The sequence below is a fragment of the Desulfocicer niacini genome (assembly GCF_054657595.1).
On sequence record NZ_BAAHYK010000030.1, the window covers coordinates 18,121 to 32,888 of the forward strand.

8 protein-coding genes are annotated in these 14,768 nt (G+C 48.6%); 1 reads left to right on the top strand and 7 read right to left on the bottom strand.

The annotated features are described in order from the left end of the window. Positions 1 to 192 precede the first annotated feature (192 nt). The gene (locus tag ACYQ2M_RS16175) at positions 193 to 1,014 is read left to right on the top strand and encodes a Rossmann-like domain-containing protein (RefSeq protein ID WP_459917401.1); all 822 of its coding nucleotides are present in this window, start codon (positions 193 to 195) and stop codon (positions 1,012 to 1,014) included. A gap of 493 nt (positions 1,015 to 1,507) precedes the next feature. On the opposite strand, the gene ACYQ2M_RS16180 is transcribed toward ACYQ2M_RS16175, so the two are convergent. The 7 genes from ACYQ2M_RS16180 to ACYQ2M_RS16210 all read right to left on the bottom strand — a co-directional run bounded on the left by ACYQ2M_RS16180 (position 1,508) and on the right by ACYQ2M_RS16210 (position 14,743). Beyond that, the gene (locus ACYQ2M_RS16180; RefSeq protein ID WP_459917402.1) at positions 1,508 to 3,775 is read right to left on the bottom strand and encodes a TRAP transporter permease; all 2,268 of its coding nucleotides are present in this window, start codon (positions 3,773 to 3,775) and stop codon (positions 1,508 to 1,510) included. Positions 3,776 to 3,801: 26 nt separating this feature from the next. After that, the gene (locus tag ACYQ2M_RS16185) at positions 3,802 to 4,293 is read right to left on the bottom strand and encodes a DUF1850 domain-containing protein (RefSeq protein WP_459917403.1); all 492 of its coding nucleotides are present in this window, start codon (positions 4,291 to 4,293) and stop codon (positions 3,802 to 3,804) included. Between the two features lie 64 nt (positions 4,294 to 4,357). After that, positions 4,358 to 5,329: a TAXI family TRAP transporter solute-binding subunit gene (locus ACYQ2M_RS16190; RefSeq protein WP_459917404.1), complete on the bottom strand. Its 972-nt coding sequence runs from the start codon at positions 5,327 to 5,329 to the stop codon at positions 4,358 to 4,360. A gap of 347 nt (positions 5,330 to 5,676) precedes the next feature. Beyond that, entirely contained in the window at positions 5,677 to 9,006 is a 3,330-nt protein-coding gene (locus tag ACYQ2M_RS16195; protein ID WP_459917405.1) for a transporter substrate-binding domain-containing protein, read from the bottom strand. Positions 9,007 to 9,471: 465 nt separating this feature from the next. Continuing rightward, positions 9,472 to 9,975, bottom strand: coding sequence for a tetratricopeptide repeat protein (locus ACYQ2M_RS16200; RefSeq protein ID WP_459917406.1), 504 nt, complete (start codon positions 9,973 to 9,975; stop codon positions 9,472 to 9,474). Then, positions 9,972 to 12,272 (bottom strand): penicillin-binding protein 1B, encoded by a 2,301-nt coding sequence (gene mrcB / locus ACYQ2M_RS16205; protein ID WP_459917407.1) that lies wholly within the window; start codon positions 12,270 to 12,272, stop codon positions 9,972 to 9,974. Before mrcB ends, ACYQ2M_RS16200 begins: the two co-directional genes overlap by 4 nt. A gap of 155 nt (positions 12,273 to 12,427) precedes the next feature. Then, a complete protein-coding gene (locus ACYQ2M_RS16210; RefSeq protein ID WP_459917408.1) occupies positions 12,428 to 14,743 on the bottom strand; it encodes a response regulator in 2,316 nt (771 codons plus the stop codon). Positions 14,744 to 14,768 lie beyond the last annotated feature (25 nt).

Consider the following 14,768-nt stretch of genomic DNA (forward strand, 5'->3'; position numbering starts at 1 on the left):
TTGATACAAACTTCTGATATTAAAAGGTATATGATTGAGTGTGGTGATATCGCCACGTTTTGAAGAGAAATGGCCCCATGGTACAAAACGAACAGTTGTCAATGGTGCTGGGGCTCGACTCGTGGAGAAAAAATCGTTAAAATCAATGATCAAGTCAAATCGTCATTCAGGTGAAAACAAGGAGTTGGTGTCATGGATATGAAAGATGAGTTTAAAAAAATTGTAACCACCATGGCCGAGAGGTTTACCCTGCCGCCCATTGAACGGATGTTTTTTCCACCGCTCTATGCCGGGGGGCAGCCGAGAAATGCCGAGTTCATGGCCATGGGCCTTGAAGGGGGAGCTGCCGGCATCAGTTTTGTCTTGATCGGGAATGAAAAATCGGCAGCAGCATACAATAAACTTAAGGAAGAGGATTTCCTGGGAAAAGATCCGACCTCTTTTGCCCTTGAGTTTGGAACCGATGATCCTGTAAAAGAAATGGTGGGCCTTGCCGCCATCAATGCCATTTCCCATTTTGCCATGGAAAAGATGAAGGTGGAGGTGGATACCACCAGTGATTCTCTTGGTCTTCTTGATCTTTCACCGGAAGATAAAATCGGCATGGTGGGGCTTTTCATGCCCCTCATGGCAGAGGTTAAAAAGACCGGGGCAAAACTTGTGATCCTTGAAAAAAAGGCGGCCCTGATACAAAAATTTCCCCAACTGAACATCACTCTGGACCCTTCAGAACTCAAATCCTGCAATAAAATTCTCTGCACCAGTACCACGGTGTTAAACAATTCCCTGGATGAGATTATGGTCCATTGTGCACCCGATGCCTTTGTTTCCATAGTGGGTCCCACTGCCGGATATTTTCCTGATCCTGTTTTTGCAAGGGGGGTGGATGTGGTGGGGGGCCGCATGGTAAAAGACAGTGAGGTTTTTTTTGAACTGTTGGCCCGGGGAGAAAAATGGGGGAATGCCACCCGGAAGGTCTGTTTTCAGAAACGTACTTATAGGTCCGTCATTTAAGATGGGCTATGGGCAACCGTCCTGGAATGCCAGCGGGGGCAGCACAATGGGGCGCACTCCCATTTTCCCGCTTTGCTCACAATATGGTTTATTTGTCATAATTGGCGAGACCAACGGGGTCAGGCTTGTGTTATTGTGATTTTGTCAAGAACCTGTGTTTAAAGGCAAATTTAAACAAGAGCGCCAATAACGCAAGCCTGACCCCTCCCTGTTAAGCAGCGTCAAGCCGGGAAAATGGGAATGCGCCCGCACAATGTTAGCCTGAGCCCACCCCCACTGATCCGGCCAAGTCAGCACCAAACAGGTTTGCTGAGTTTCTTGCCAAAATAACACAAAAATCAGAGATAAGAATCTAAAAAATCAATGGGCCATGAACCGGTCAACTTCCGGCCATGACCCATTTTCAGTTTTAACTGGTACGCCCCCCTGGTTGCTTCAATCCATCGGAAAAATTTTGCAGGTGAGCAGGTCAGATCCCATGCCAGCCAAGGTTTTATCCTTCAACCGCAGTTGGCAATGGCACACTCTCCTCCTTTAAGAATTTGGGAATGAGCACCGATAATACCAGCACTGCACCCACGATGATAACCTTTATATCGTTGGAGACCAGAAGAAGCCCTCCGATGGTGAGCATGGATTTGCCGAGGAAGCTGATTTCACTGCGGAAATGGCCGATGTAGGCCGCAGACAGGGAAATTACGCCAAGCACGCCGCTGACCATGGCAATGGTGAATTCGGTCCAGGTGAAGTTGATGAACAGCATGCTCGGGGCATAGACAAACATGAAGGGCACCAGGGCCTTGCCCATGGAGAGTCGGAAGGCTGTGACACCGGTTTTCATGGGATCTGCCCCGCCGATACCGGCACCGGCATAGGCGGCCAGGGCCACAGGCGGTGTGACGTCGGCAAGCACTCCGTAATAGAATACAAAAAAGTGGGTGGCCACCAGGGGAACTCCAAGGTTGTCCAGGGCTGGTCCTGCAATGGATGCCAGGATGATGTAACAGGGGGTTGTCGGGATGCCGGCCCCCATGACGATGCAGGCAATGGCCACCATGATAAGGCCAAAGAACAACGTGGACCCATGAACGGTGATTAGACCAAAGGGCACCCAGGAAGAGAGGGTCTCTCCCATGGACGAGGCGATCTGCAGCACTGCACCGGAGAACTTAAATCCCATGCCGGTGAGGGTGATCATGCCCAGAATAAATCCCACGCAGGCACAGGCGGCACCAATGGCTAGGGCATAGCGTGCACCTTCGTCCAGGCCATTGGCAATACGTTTGGGGGTCAGGGTGTTGCTGTCGTCCAGGTCGCCGATGCCCATTTTCTTTGTTATGGGGGGAATCCAGGAGCAGACAATGGTGAGTATGATACCCCAGAAGGCCGCAAGATAGGGGGTAAACTGCATCAACAGCAGGGTCACCATGACGGTGAGGGGAATCATGAGGTGCCAGGAACGTTTGAGCACATTGAGAAACTGGGGAATCTGTTCCTTTGCCATGCCCTTGAGCCCCAGACGTTTGGCTTCCATGTGCACCATGCTGATGCAGGCAAGATAGTGAAACATGGCCGGGATGATGGCAATGAGGATGATCTCGTTGTAGGGGATGCCCAGCATTTCGGTCATAACAAAGGCCGATGCGCCCATGATGGGGGGTGTCACCTGGCCACCGCAGGAGGAAGATGCCTCAACGGCCGAGGCAAATTCTGCGGAAAATCCGTTCTTTTTCATCATGGGGATGGTGAAGGAGCCGGTGGTGGCGGTGTTGGCAATGGGAGATCCTGAGATCATGCCGAAAAAACCGGAGGAAACTACGGATACCTTGGCAGGGCCACCGGCATATTTCCCGGCAAGGATCATGGCAAGATCAATGAATAGCTGCCCCAGGCCCGATGCCTGGGCCATGACGCCAAATAGCACAAAATGGAAGACATAGGTGGCCACAACACCCACAGCCACGCCGTAGATACCCTCGGTGCCCAGGTACAGATGTTCCACAATGCGTACAATGTCGTAGCCCCGGTGGCCGAGAACCCCGGGAAGCCAGGGACCCAGAAGTCCGTAAAGCATGGCAAGACCGCCGATGACCGGAAGGGTGTTGCCCATGACCCGGCGGCAGGCCTCGGTGACCATGATGATGGCCAGAAGGCCCATGACATACTCTTCAATCTGGGGGAAGCCAATGTTGACGATGAAGATCTGCTTGAAAAAAATGATGAGGTACAGCGATATACCGCCAGCAGCAATGGCCAGGGGCCAGTCGGCAAAGGAGAGTTCATCGCCTTCTCCCTTGAACTGGCGCAGGGGAAGAGCCGTAAGGGCAATGAAAAAGATAATGGCCGTGATGCCTACTTCCAGGCCCAGGGAGATTTCGCCTGCAAACCGGTTGATGAGCTGCCAGACCAGAAACAGGTAAAAAAGGGCAAAACAGGTGCCGAATCCCCAGTCATGGATGGGGTTACCTGGTTTTCTTCTGGGAAACACCAGAAATACCAGTCCCAGTACAAAGGACAGATGCACCGTCCGGTGTATTACCTCGTTGAGCAGGCCAAAACCCGCCGTGTAAACATGGAAAAGACTTAACAGGATGCATAGCACTCCGGTTATCTTTGCGGTAATTCCGCTCAGATTCCGAAAGTTGGACTCCGCATCGTATTTTTTGACAATGGCCTCCACGTCTGCGGCATCCATCTGCCGTTCTTCTTCCTCTGTCGGTGGCCTGTCTGATTTCAGATGATTATCAACATCCACAGTCATATTATTTTCCTCTTGATTGTTGGTTATCACCGACAGGTGCCGGCAGGGGTTATATCCAGCAGGAGGGCCTGATCCTCCCATTGGTTTAAATCAATGACCCGGTCCGGAAGGTGCAGCCGGTTTTTGTAATTTCGGTCTGTACGCACCACCAGCCTTGGGATTTTTCTTTCCATGTGCAGGATGAACTTGCCGTCCCGCTGTTCCCATCTGGTGGCATTGGTTTCCTGGTCGCTGTAGGGGAGACCGGCACAATGGGATTCAAAAATTTCGGACGTTTGGCAGATGCCCCCGGTGTCGATCCGATAGATGTCCTGAACCGGGGTTCGGGTCACCGAATGAATAAAGGACAATGAAAAGATGTCAGATTTCGCCATGTGCACGGCTGCCAGAAGGGTCATGCCGGGGTACTGCCGGATGGTCAGGCAGTATCCCGGTGAGTGGGGTGTCTTTGTTTCCCCAGATGAGGGAATACAGGCGCTGACCATGGGCATCATTATCAGCAGCAGGATCAATATCATCAGAACCTGCGATCCTGACAACGAGTTTGTATGGAATAAGACGCCTGTATGCCTGGATCTCATTTTACTTGATGAGCCCTTTTTCACGGTAGTATTTTTCAGCACCGGGATGCAGGGGTACAGACACGGACTCCAGAGCCGTCTCAAGGGAAATTTCTTTACCCTTAACATGAACCTTGGCAAGGGTTTCCGTGTTTTCATATAATGCCTTTACCACATTGTAAGCCGTGGCATCGTCCAGACCTGCATGGGTGGCCCAGATGGCGCGTACGGCAATTGTTTTCACATCTTCGGTTTGACCTTTGTAGGTGTTGGCCGGCAGGATGGTGTTGGCATAATAGGGCTGAACCTTCTGCAGTTCCGCAATGGCAGGGCCGGTGAGGGGAATAATTTTAATCTCATGGTAGTTGGCAAGCTCCAGGATGGAGGCAGTGGGGGTACCAGCGGTGATAAGGGACGCATCCAGGTTCCCGTCTTTGATTTTTTCAACGGACTGGGAAAAGGATGAGTAGTCTTCGGCAAGGGATTTACGATCCATTCCATGGGCTACCATGAGATCGCCCAGGAGCTGCCACTGACCGGAACCGGGGGAACCGGAAGACACAGAATGTCCTTTGATGTCGGCGAAGGTGTTAATGCCGGAGTTGGCACGCACAACTATCTGAACGGCTTCGGGATAAAGAGCTCCCAGTGCACGGAGGTTTTTGAGATCTTTGCCTTCAAATTGTTTGATGCCTTTGTAGGCGGCGTCCAGGATATCGGCTGCCACAAAGGCGGACTCAATGCCGCCACGGCTTAACAAGGTGGCGTTGGCCACGGAGGCGTTGCCGGTTTCTGCTGTGGCGGACAGTTTCTTGTCACCAATGACCACCTTGTTGGAGATCATCTGGGCTAGCATACCACCCAGGGGGTAGTAGGTGCCGCCGGTACCGCCGGTGGCGATACCAAAAAAGATTCGATCAGCGGAAAAGGCTGTTGCCGAGGTCAAAAGGGTCATGCAGAACAGTGTGCAGATAATGAGACTGATTTTTTTCATACCAAAAATTCTCCTGTGTACAATAATGAATGGTTAACTGCAAAATCGGACTTGTCTGTATGTAAAACGTCCTGTTTTATATATACAGAGACGAGTTGCCGCTGGATTTTCAGGGTTTGGTTCGGCCCCCCCGATGAATTAATCATCGGGGCTAAGCTTGCTATATATGCATAGTAAGGTCGTTGCGAAAAATATAGGCTGGGAATTATCCTACTTTTTCAGCACCACGGAGGGTGGCCGAATCTTCTATTTTGATCCTTGCATGTAAATTACATGAATTGGACATCCATTGTAAATTCCCCAAAAGGATAAATCTCATGGGGCCATTAGTGTTTAAAGACTTATGGTCACAAGTGACTATATTTTTCCTGATCCAGAACCTGGCGTACCGTTCGGGTTAACTGCTCAAACCCAAGGGGCTTTTCCATGTAGTGCCTTGCGCCGATACGAACAGCCTCCTCTTTGCTCATTCTTTCACTGAATCCTGTGCAGACAATAATGGGCATTGTCGAACGAACGGCCAGAACGGCTTGGATCAATTGATCTCCGGTCATTTGCGGCATGGTCATATCCGTGATCAGAAGGTCAAAAGAGTCCGGACTCCGGGTTAGGAGCTCCAGCGCTTGAACGGGATCTTCTTTTATGGTGATATCATAACCCTTCCTTTCAAGCATCTTTTTTACCAAGTCAAGGATCATCCGTTCGTCATCCACCAGCAAAATTCGTTCATTACCATCTGGAATGCCCTCATCCAGAGGAGGCGTTGTAATCTGGGCCGTACCGGTAAAAACAGGGAATTGAATCGTGAAGGCCGTTCCGTGATCCGGTTCACTTTTAACTGTAATAAAGCCTTTATGAGCCAGGACCACTCCGGAGACAATAGCAAGTCCCATGCCGGTTCCCTTACCAACCTCTTTGGTCGTGAAATAAGGGTCAAATATTCGTTTCCGCATCTTTGAAGGCATTCCTGTTCCGGTATCTGCAATCACCAGTTGTAAATATTTTTTCGTCGGCAAATGTTGATATTTCAGGACACCTTTTCCATTTTTATCCGTATGGAGACTTAATTCATTAGAATCAATAATTGAGTCACCTGGAGTAATTTGGGTTTCACCCGGAGTAATATCTGATTCTTCCCGATCAATGGTTGATAAGTGGACGGTTAAGCGCCCCCCTGCCGCCTCCATGGCATGGGCCGCATTGGTACACAAATTCAGCAGCAACTGATGGAGTTGCGTGGCATCTGCAAATATCATCTCATTATGCGTCGTTATTTCCGTCTGGATATCGATGGTGGCAGGAAGAAGGGATCGGATCAGTTTCAAAGAGTCTTTGACCAGTGTCTCCATGCAAACAGGTTCTTTCTTTTCTTCCGTTTGCCGGCTGAAGCGAAGCAACTGCTGGACAACCTCTTTGGCCCTATTACAGCCTTCCTGGGCCCTTGAAAGTCTGTCATAGACTACTTCCGGTTCCGTTTTTTCTTCAATGGCCAGATCAATAAACCCCATGATAATGCCTAAAATATTGTTGAAATCGTGGGCAATTCCCCCTGCCAGGGTTCCGATGCTCTCCATTTTTTGAGATTGATGGAGCTGGCGTACCAATTTTTTTTTTTCACGGTCATTTAAAATTCGTTGGGTTTCATCGCTGTAAACCATTGCAATCTCATCTGCAGGTAAACAATAAATAAAATATTTTCGCCATCCGGATATTCTGTCATCTTTATAATAAGATACCGGAAGGGTCCGGGGCTCTCCGGTTTGGTGAACCTGTTGAAAAAGAGAGATTAATCCCATCTCTTTATATCCGGGAAATATGTCGGAAACCCGTTGTCCAATGAGTGTCTCCCTGGAAATATTTTCAATTTGCTCGACAGATCGGTTACACTTCGCAAAAATAAAATCGCGTCCGTCGTCCACGACAGTGTAAACAACTACACCGTTATTCGTGAATTCAAAAATATCACGGTATCGTTCTTCACTCTCTTTTAAGGCCTTCTGGGCTTTTTTACGCTCATTTACTTCAAGGGAAAGACGACGATTCCAGAGGAGTATCCCGCCAATAATAAGGGCAAAAGCTGCACTGCCGCCTAATATCCACTGTCTTAGAATCTGCCAGTCGATTCCTTTTTCATAGCGAACCGGGCTCCATTTCTGGTTGATCTGTTCATGTTGTTCCGGGGTGATCGAGTTAATGGCCTTGTTCAATAGACCTAAAAAGGTCAGTTCTTCTCCGGTTACCCCCAATCGTATGGAGACTTCAGGAGCCTGAAAAGGGGCTGCAATTTTCAAATGGGGCAGCTGCTTGTCAGCGATGAGGTGTCCGGCAATTTTCAGATCGCAGATGGTTGCAGCAGAGGTACCGTTGGATGTCGACAGCAGGGCGTCAAGTGGCGTTGACGCAGGGAGAATACGGATATCTGGATAAACAGAATGAATATGATCGGATATGATGGAATTTTTAACCGTGGAAACGGTTTTTCCCATTAGTTGACGGATCCCCTCAATATAGGGCGTTTCAACCCGGTTGACGATAACATGGGATGCTGTATACAATTTTTCGCTGAAATGGATGTCTGGATAGTGTTCCGGTATTGCCATTCCGATAAAAAGATCAAAATTTCTGTTTTGAAGCGCATCATTGATGTCTCTCTGGGAAATAAAGTCCGGTTTGAAAAACACACCGAGGCGTTCGGCCAGGATGTCAAGGTAATCAAAGACAATACCGGATAAGCGACTATCATTTTTAAAGACATAAGGTTGCTGATGAAGGGCCACCGCCAGGTGGCGGACAGGATGATCCCGGAGCCACTCTTCCTCCATGGGGGTCATGCGGATCTGTCTGTTTCGTTGACTAAATACCCGTTCTTTAGGATTTGGAATCCATATCTCTTCAATGGAGACCAACTCCTGGTGGGAAATTTGCCCAAAGCCTTTATCCACTTCTTGCAGCAGATCCCCATGTTGTTTTAAAACACCCGCTCTGAATTTCTGACGTCCATGCCTTTCGTTCATTCGATCATACTTACCGGTCAATCCCATGTTTGAGAGTATTCTTGACGTCATGTAGGGCACGGCAAAAAACGCATCGATTTCCTGTTTTTCAATGGCATCCACCATGTGCTGGGTTGTCTGGTAGGGGAGAACGATCAGGCCGGGATAATTTTTTTTTAAATAGGATTCATGAAAGGTTTTATTTACGACTCCGACTTTTTTTCCGTTAAAACCCTCAATCCGGCTAAAAGAGGGACCTTTAGCGGGAAAATACAGGCTGGCATCGCTTTCATAATAACTTTGTGAAAAAGCCATCCAGCCCGCCCGCTTATTGGAATAATACAATCCGGCATGAATGTCCGCTTTGCCGTTTTTTAGCAGTTTGAGCGTATCAACCCAGTATGTTGGTAAAAATTGGATTTTTCTTCCGGTTTTTTCGGACCAGAGCCGCCAAATGTCCACCAACAATCCCACAGGACGACCTTCTCTGTCCAGAAAAGTGAGGGGGGGCATGTTGTTATGCATCGCTATTTTTAACACATTGGGGAGGGTCTCTTGGGGTGAAAAAGTCCATTTTTTCTCGATGAAATTACGTTCATCGGCTGAAATCATCTCCATTCCATCTTTGGTGATCTCTGGGATGTCTGCTTTGTTTTTTGACACCCCGATGACAAGCCCTTTCATATCCTTAATCGTGCTTTTCTGTGAAGCGCCAACAGGGAGTATGCATATCCCCAAAAGAGTGCCAACAACAAAAGCCGTAAATACAAAGGAAAAACATCGGGCAGACATCGCTCTTGAGAGAACCAAGGAAAACAGATTCTGAATACATCTATACAACATGGCACAGCCTTATTTGTTCACCGGAAGGGCGACAACTTGAAGATTTTTCTTATATCATAGCCCATCTTTTTGACGGCGAGATGTGCTTGCTATAATTTCAATGGCTTATGATTATTGAATGGTGTGTTGTGGCACTGCATCTGTTGAATTTTCTTCATAAATCATTGAAAATGATAAGCTTTTATTACACCATTTTTTCAAAATAATCCATCTATTTTAATATATGGGAATCTTGTTGCACGACCTTGTGGCGTAGCAATGTAGTCGTCACGGACAGAGGGCTTTTTCAGATGATTTGAAACATTTTTACCAGGATGTCATGGCCGCTTCCTGGGTCCGTCCTTGTTTTTCCAATGCATTGGCAATCACTTGCCAGTTCTTTTTTTTAAGGGATGGGCTGCTGGCTGACAGGGAGTTGGATTTTCTTGCCAGGGACTCGGCCTGGCTGTATTGGCCCTGCATGGCCCTGGCCTTTGCCATGAGGTGCCAGACCAAAGGATCCTGGCCGTCAACATTCAGGGCACGTTCCAGGGTCTGGAAGGCGGCTTCTGGCCGGCGGAGGTTCAATTGTTTTCGGGCCTTACCGATAAGCGTATCCAGAATGGGCGGTCGCCTCTTTTCATGGGGAGCCAGAGGCTTTTTTTTACCCATCTGGGGAAGGCTTTCAGGTATGGTTTGGGGGGGTGGGCTACCGATTTCCGGAGGCAAATGGGTCCGGGGAATAGATACCACCCGGTGATCGGCACATGATGCCGTAAAAAATAAAATTATTAATAGAATAATCCACCGGATGGATGAAAACAGTTTCATTTAAAAACCTCCTTTAACCAGTTCATAATATTCCCGGGCTTCAGTTTTTCGGGAAATAGTGTTTCTTTCTTTTCCCGGAACCGGGAGTCCCGGGTACAGGGACGGTATCCCTCCGGCACCGACCCCCGGATAAATGGAACAGACATGGCATTGGGGCAGTCTTCATCCGTTCGCATTCCGGTTTCAGGATCAATGATTCCCCATTCAACATTTTCCGGAACGGCCAGGACCAGGGGGGAGTTGGGAATCGTTGACATGAGTCGGCCAAAGACCTGCAAGGCACCGGTGGCACCGGTGAGACCGCAGGAGCGGTTGTCGTCCCGGCCAATCCAGACCACGGCCAGGCGACTACCTGAGAATCCTGCAAACCAGCTGTCCCGGAGGCCATTGGAGGTCCCGGTCTTCCCGGCAAAGGCAAGATTCAAAGATACCCAGCTGGCCAGGGATTTCCCGGTTCCCTGGGAAACCGCGCCCTGGAGTATTTTGTTCAATAAAAATACGGCTCCGGGATCCAGGCGCTGCTCAATTCTCAGTTGATACCGCTGAAGACGCTCACCGTCGGGCCTGTAAATTACCCGGATGGCCCGGGCAGGGGTGAAAAATCCCCCTGAAGCCAGGGTATGATAAATTCGGGCCACCTGGACCGGTGACATTTCGATACTGCCCAGAAGCATGGAAGGCAACCAGGGCTTTGGGGGGGGCTGTCCCATTTTTTTCAGGGTATCTGCAATTGCATCAAGGCCCAGGTCCATGCCCAGTCTCACAGTGGAGATATTATAGGAATTGGCCAGGGCCCGATAGAGATTAACATTGCCGTGGGATTTTTTGCCATAATTTTCCGGTTTCCAGAAACTGCCGTCGGAATTCTTTATTTTTATGGGAGCGTCACTGACTGGGGTAAGCATGGTAAACATGTCCGGCTGGGCCAGGGCAGTATAATAAATGGCTGGCTTAACAAGAGAACCTATGGGACGCATGGCATCCAGGGCACGGTTAAAGCCCCCATTTCTGGACTGCCTTCCCCCCACCAGTGCCTGGATTTCGTTGGAGGCCCTGGACGTCACAACCAGGCCGGTCTCAAGGTGTTTGTCCCTTTTTGTAAGGAATCCAGCCACCGCCTGTTCAGCGGCCAGCTGAACCTGGGGATCCAAAGTGGTGAATATCCGCAACCCCATGCTCCCAAGATCAGCTTCATTATACTCTTTTAAAAGTTGGCGTTTGGCTAGGTCCAGATAATGGGGAAACGGAGAATATCCAAAGCGTGGTTTTTCAATCACATTCAGCGGAGCTGCCAGGGCATTTTTAAGGCCCTTTGGGGAAAGCAGTCCCTGTTCTGCCATCAGGGTCAAAACAAGGTTTCGCCGTTTTTTTGACCGGTCTGGATAGGCCCTGGGATTATAACGGGATGGCCCCTTTAGCATTCCCACCAGCAGGGCCATCTCATGGGGGGCAAGGTCAGCCAGAGACTTGCCGAAATAAAAGTCGGCAGCTAGGCCAAATCCGTGGATGGCCCGTTTTCCATCCTGTCCCAGGTAGACCTCGTTTATATATGCTTCGAGAATCTGCTCCTTGGAAAAGTGAAGCTCCAGGGCCGCGGCCATGAAAGCTTCATTGATCTTCCGAACAAGGGATTTCTCCCGGGTGAGGAAAAAGTTTTTGGCCAGCTGCTGGGTCAAGGTACTTGCCCCCTGGGTCAAACTTTGGTTTTTCAGGTTGACCATGATGGCACGGAAGATGGATTTTGGATCAATGCCGTGATGGGTATAAAAATTTCTGTCCTCCACGGCAATAATGGCCTTACCCAGCAGGGAAGGCAGGCGGTCTTGGGTGACCAGAACCCGGTCTTCCATGGACGAGGGGTAAAACCGGCCAATCACCACCGGATCCAGGCGAACCATTTCCCTGAATGCCCCGGTCACAGGATTTCTCACATCAACCACCTGATTGGTTTTTATGCGGATGCGGAGGCGGTGCCTGTCAACTTGCTCATCCCCGAAATCAAAGGACCGGCAGAACAGGTCAAAGGTATTCTGCCTTCGAGTATAGGTGCCAGGGGTTTTGAGGCTTTTTTGATTCTTCCTCTGCTGATACCCCATGAGGATCAACTCCTTTTCAAACAGGTCCGGTACCAGATGCATGGCGGGATAAATTTCCAGGGGCCTGGCATAGACCAAGGCTGGAAGTTCCCATAACCGGCCCTGGAACCGTTCCTGGACCAGGCCATCGAATTTATAAAAATATCCCATAAAAAGGGCAGTACAACCCATCAGAACCAGTATTAAAATTATCTTTTTCATTTTTGCCCCATATTCTTATCCCATCATAACAACCTAAAATTCATAGATGGGTATCAGAATATGGCCATCCAGGCAACATTGAACTGTTCATCCGTCTGGCTCACTTTCTGTGGTATGCCCCATGACCCCCAGGGGTAAAAGCCCGATTGAAAAATCTACTCGTATAGAACCTTTCTGACAATTATTGCCAGATCTTTTTGGGAGAATGGTTTCTGAAGGAAGTGCACCCCTTCGTCAAGAACGCCATGGTGGGCGATGGTATTACTCGTGTATCCGGACATGAAGATGCGCTTGAGGTTCGGGTAAATGGATTGCAGCCTGTTGGCCAGTTCAAGGCCGTTCATTTCAGGCATGATCACGTCCGTTACGACCAAGTGTATTTCTCCGGCATATTCTTCGGCCAGCCTGATTGCCCCTTCTGGTGTGTCTTGTGTCAACACGATGTAGTTCAATTTATCAAGTATTAGTCGGGCAAGTTTTAGAATTGATGGGTCATCCTCCACAATCAGGATGGTTTCTCCGTGGCCTGCCAGAATTTTTTCTGTGTTTTCCTTCGGGATATTGACGGCATTGCCTTTATGGCGGGCCAGGTAAATTTTGATGGTTGTCCCTATGCCCGGTTCACTATAGACGTTAATGAACCCGTTGTTTTGTTTGACAATGCCGTAGACCGTCGATAATCCAAGCCCCGTGCCTTTATCCAAATCCTTTGTGGTGAAAAATGGTTCAAAAATATTGTTCAATATTTCTTTGTCTATGCCGCAGCCATTGTCGCTTACGGCCAGCATGACAAACTCTCCTGGAATAAAACCGTGATGATCGGCACAGTAGGCTGCGTCAAAAGACATGATTTTTGTTTCTATGGTAATCTTGCCTACTCCAGTAATGGCGTCCCGGGCGTTGACGCACAGGTTGACCAGTATCTGGTCAATCTGGGATGGATCCATTTTGATGGACCACAGATCCGCCCCCGGGGACCAGGCAAAATCGATATCCTCACCGATAAGACGCCGGAGCATTTTAATCATATTTTCCACATTCTTGTTCAGGTCAAGGACCTTTGGGGCAATGGTCTGCTTACGGGCAAAGGCCAACAGGTGCCGGGTGATGTCCGTTGCACGTTTTGTAGCCTTGAGGATTTCTTTGAGGTTGGTACGTACTGGCTCGGTCAGGTCCTCATCCACCATGGCAAGTTCGGTGAAACCCATGATTACGCTGAGTACATTGTTGTAATCATGCGCCACCCCGCCTGCCAGACGTCCCACGGATTCCATCTTTTGAGTCTGGCGGAGCTGATCTTCGAGGCTTTGGCGCTTTTTTGCCTGTTTATCCCTTTGCAGCGTTGCGTTCAGGAGAGGCGCAAGATGGCCGGCGATGGCCTCCATTAACCGGACATCGCTCTTGTCATAGTCCGTCTCTTTATTGGCAACCAGCAGATTGCCGATGACGTTTCCACTGTGAATTATGGGGACATTCAGCGTTCTTGTTATTTTAATATGGCCTTCTGGCACCTGTAATGGTTCGTTGGAATACAATGGCTTTTCCTTGATAAGAGATTGGCCCCAGATCCCTGTCCATGACTTGCGGGAGAACTTGATATCCTTCTCCTGGATTTTGCACTCTTCCCAGATGTCCTTTGTTATGGAAGGGCACACCAATGCCCCATCCTCGTCGATGTACCCAAAGATACCATACTTGCTTATTAAAGCCGTTAATACAATATTTAAAACATCTTTGAACAACTCATCGTCGGGCGAAGTAATAAAGACTTGGGAAATCTGATTCTTGATGGCCAGCTCATTTTCGGAACGCCGCAGCGCTTTTTCAATGCTTTTTCTCTCCTCGATTTCTTTTTGCAAGTGAAGGTTGGATTTTGAAAGCTCAGAGGTTCTTTCCAGTACCCGTTTTTCCAGCTCTTCCTTGATTTGTTCAAGCTCCTGGTTGGCCTTTTTAAAATCATTGTTTTTTTGAATGGCGGCTTCATAGGTGGAGAGCAAAAGGTCGATCATCTGTATTCGTTCGGAAGATAAAAAATATTCTTTCTTCCTGAAAAATATTTTAACTCCCATCTGGGACGTGACACCTTTTCTCATTTCCATGTTGATGATGGTGTATTTGATTTGGGAAAGCATTAATTTTTCGTCAAAGGGCTTGATAATAAAATTGTTGGCCCCGCAAACCAGTCCGTTGATAACATCCTCCGGTTCGGAAAGGCTTGTCAAAAGAATCACCGGGATATCTTTCAGCTTATTGTTATTCTTGATCTTTTCACAAAGTTCGTACCCATTCATCCTTGGCATGATAATGTCTGATATAATGATGTCGGGCCTGAAATCATTCAACATGGCAAAGGCCTGCTCACCGTCTTCAGCAATTAAAACCTTGTAGCCGTTATGTTCCAGAAAATATTGAATTTCCATAGCCTGGGTGGGGCTGTCCTCTACTACTAATAAAGAGACATCATTTTTCATAATTCACTCCTTTCTTGGAGGTTCA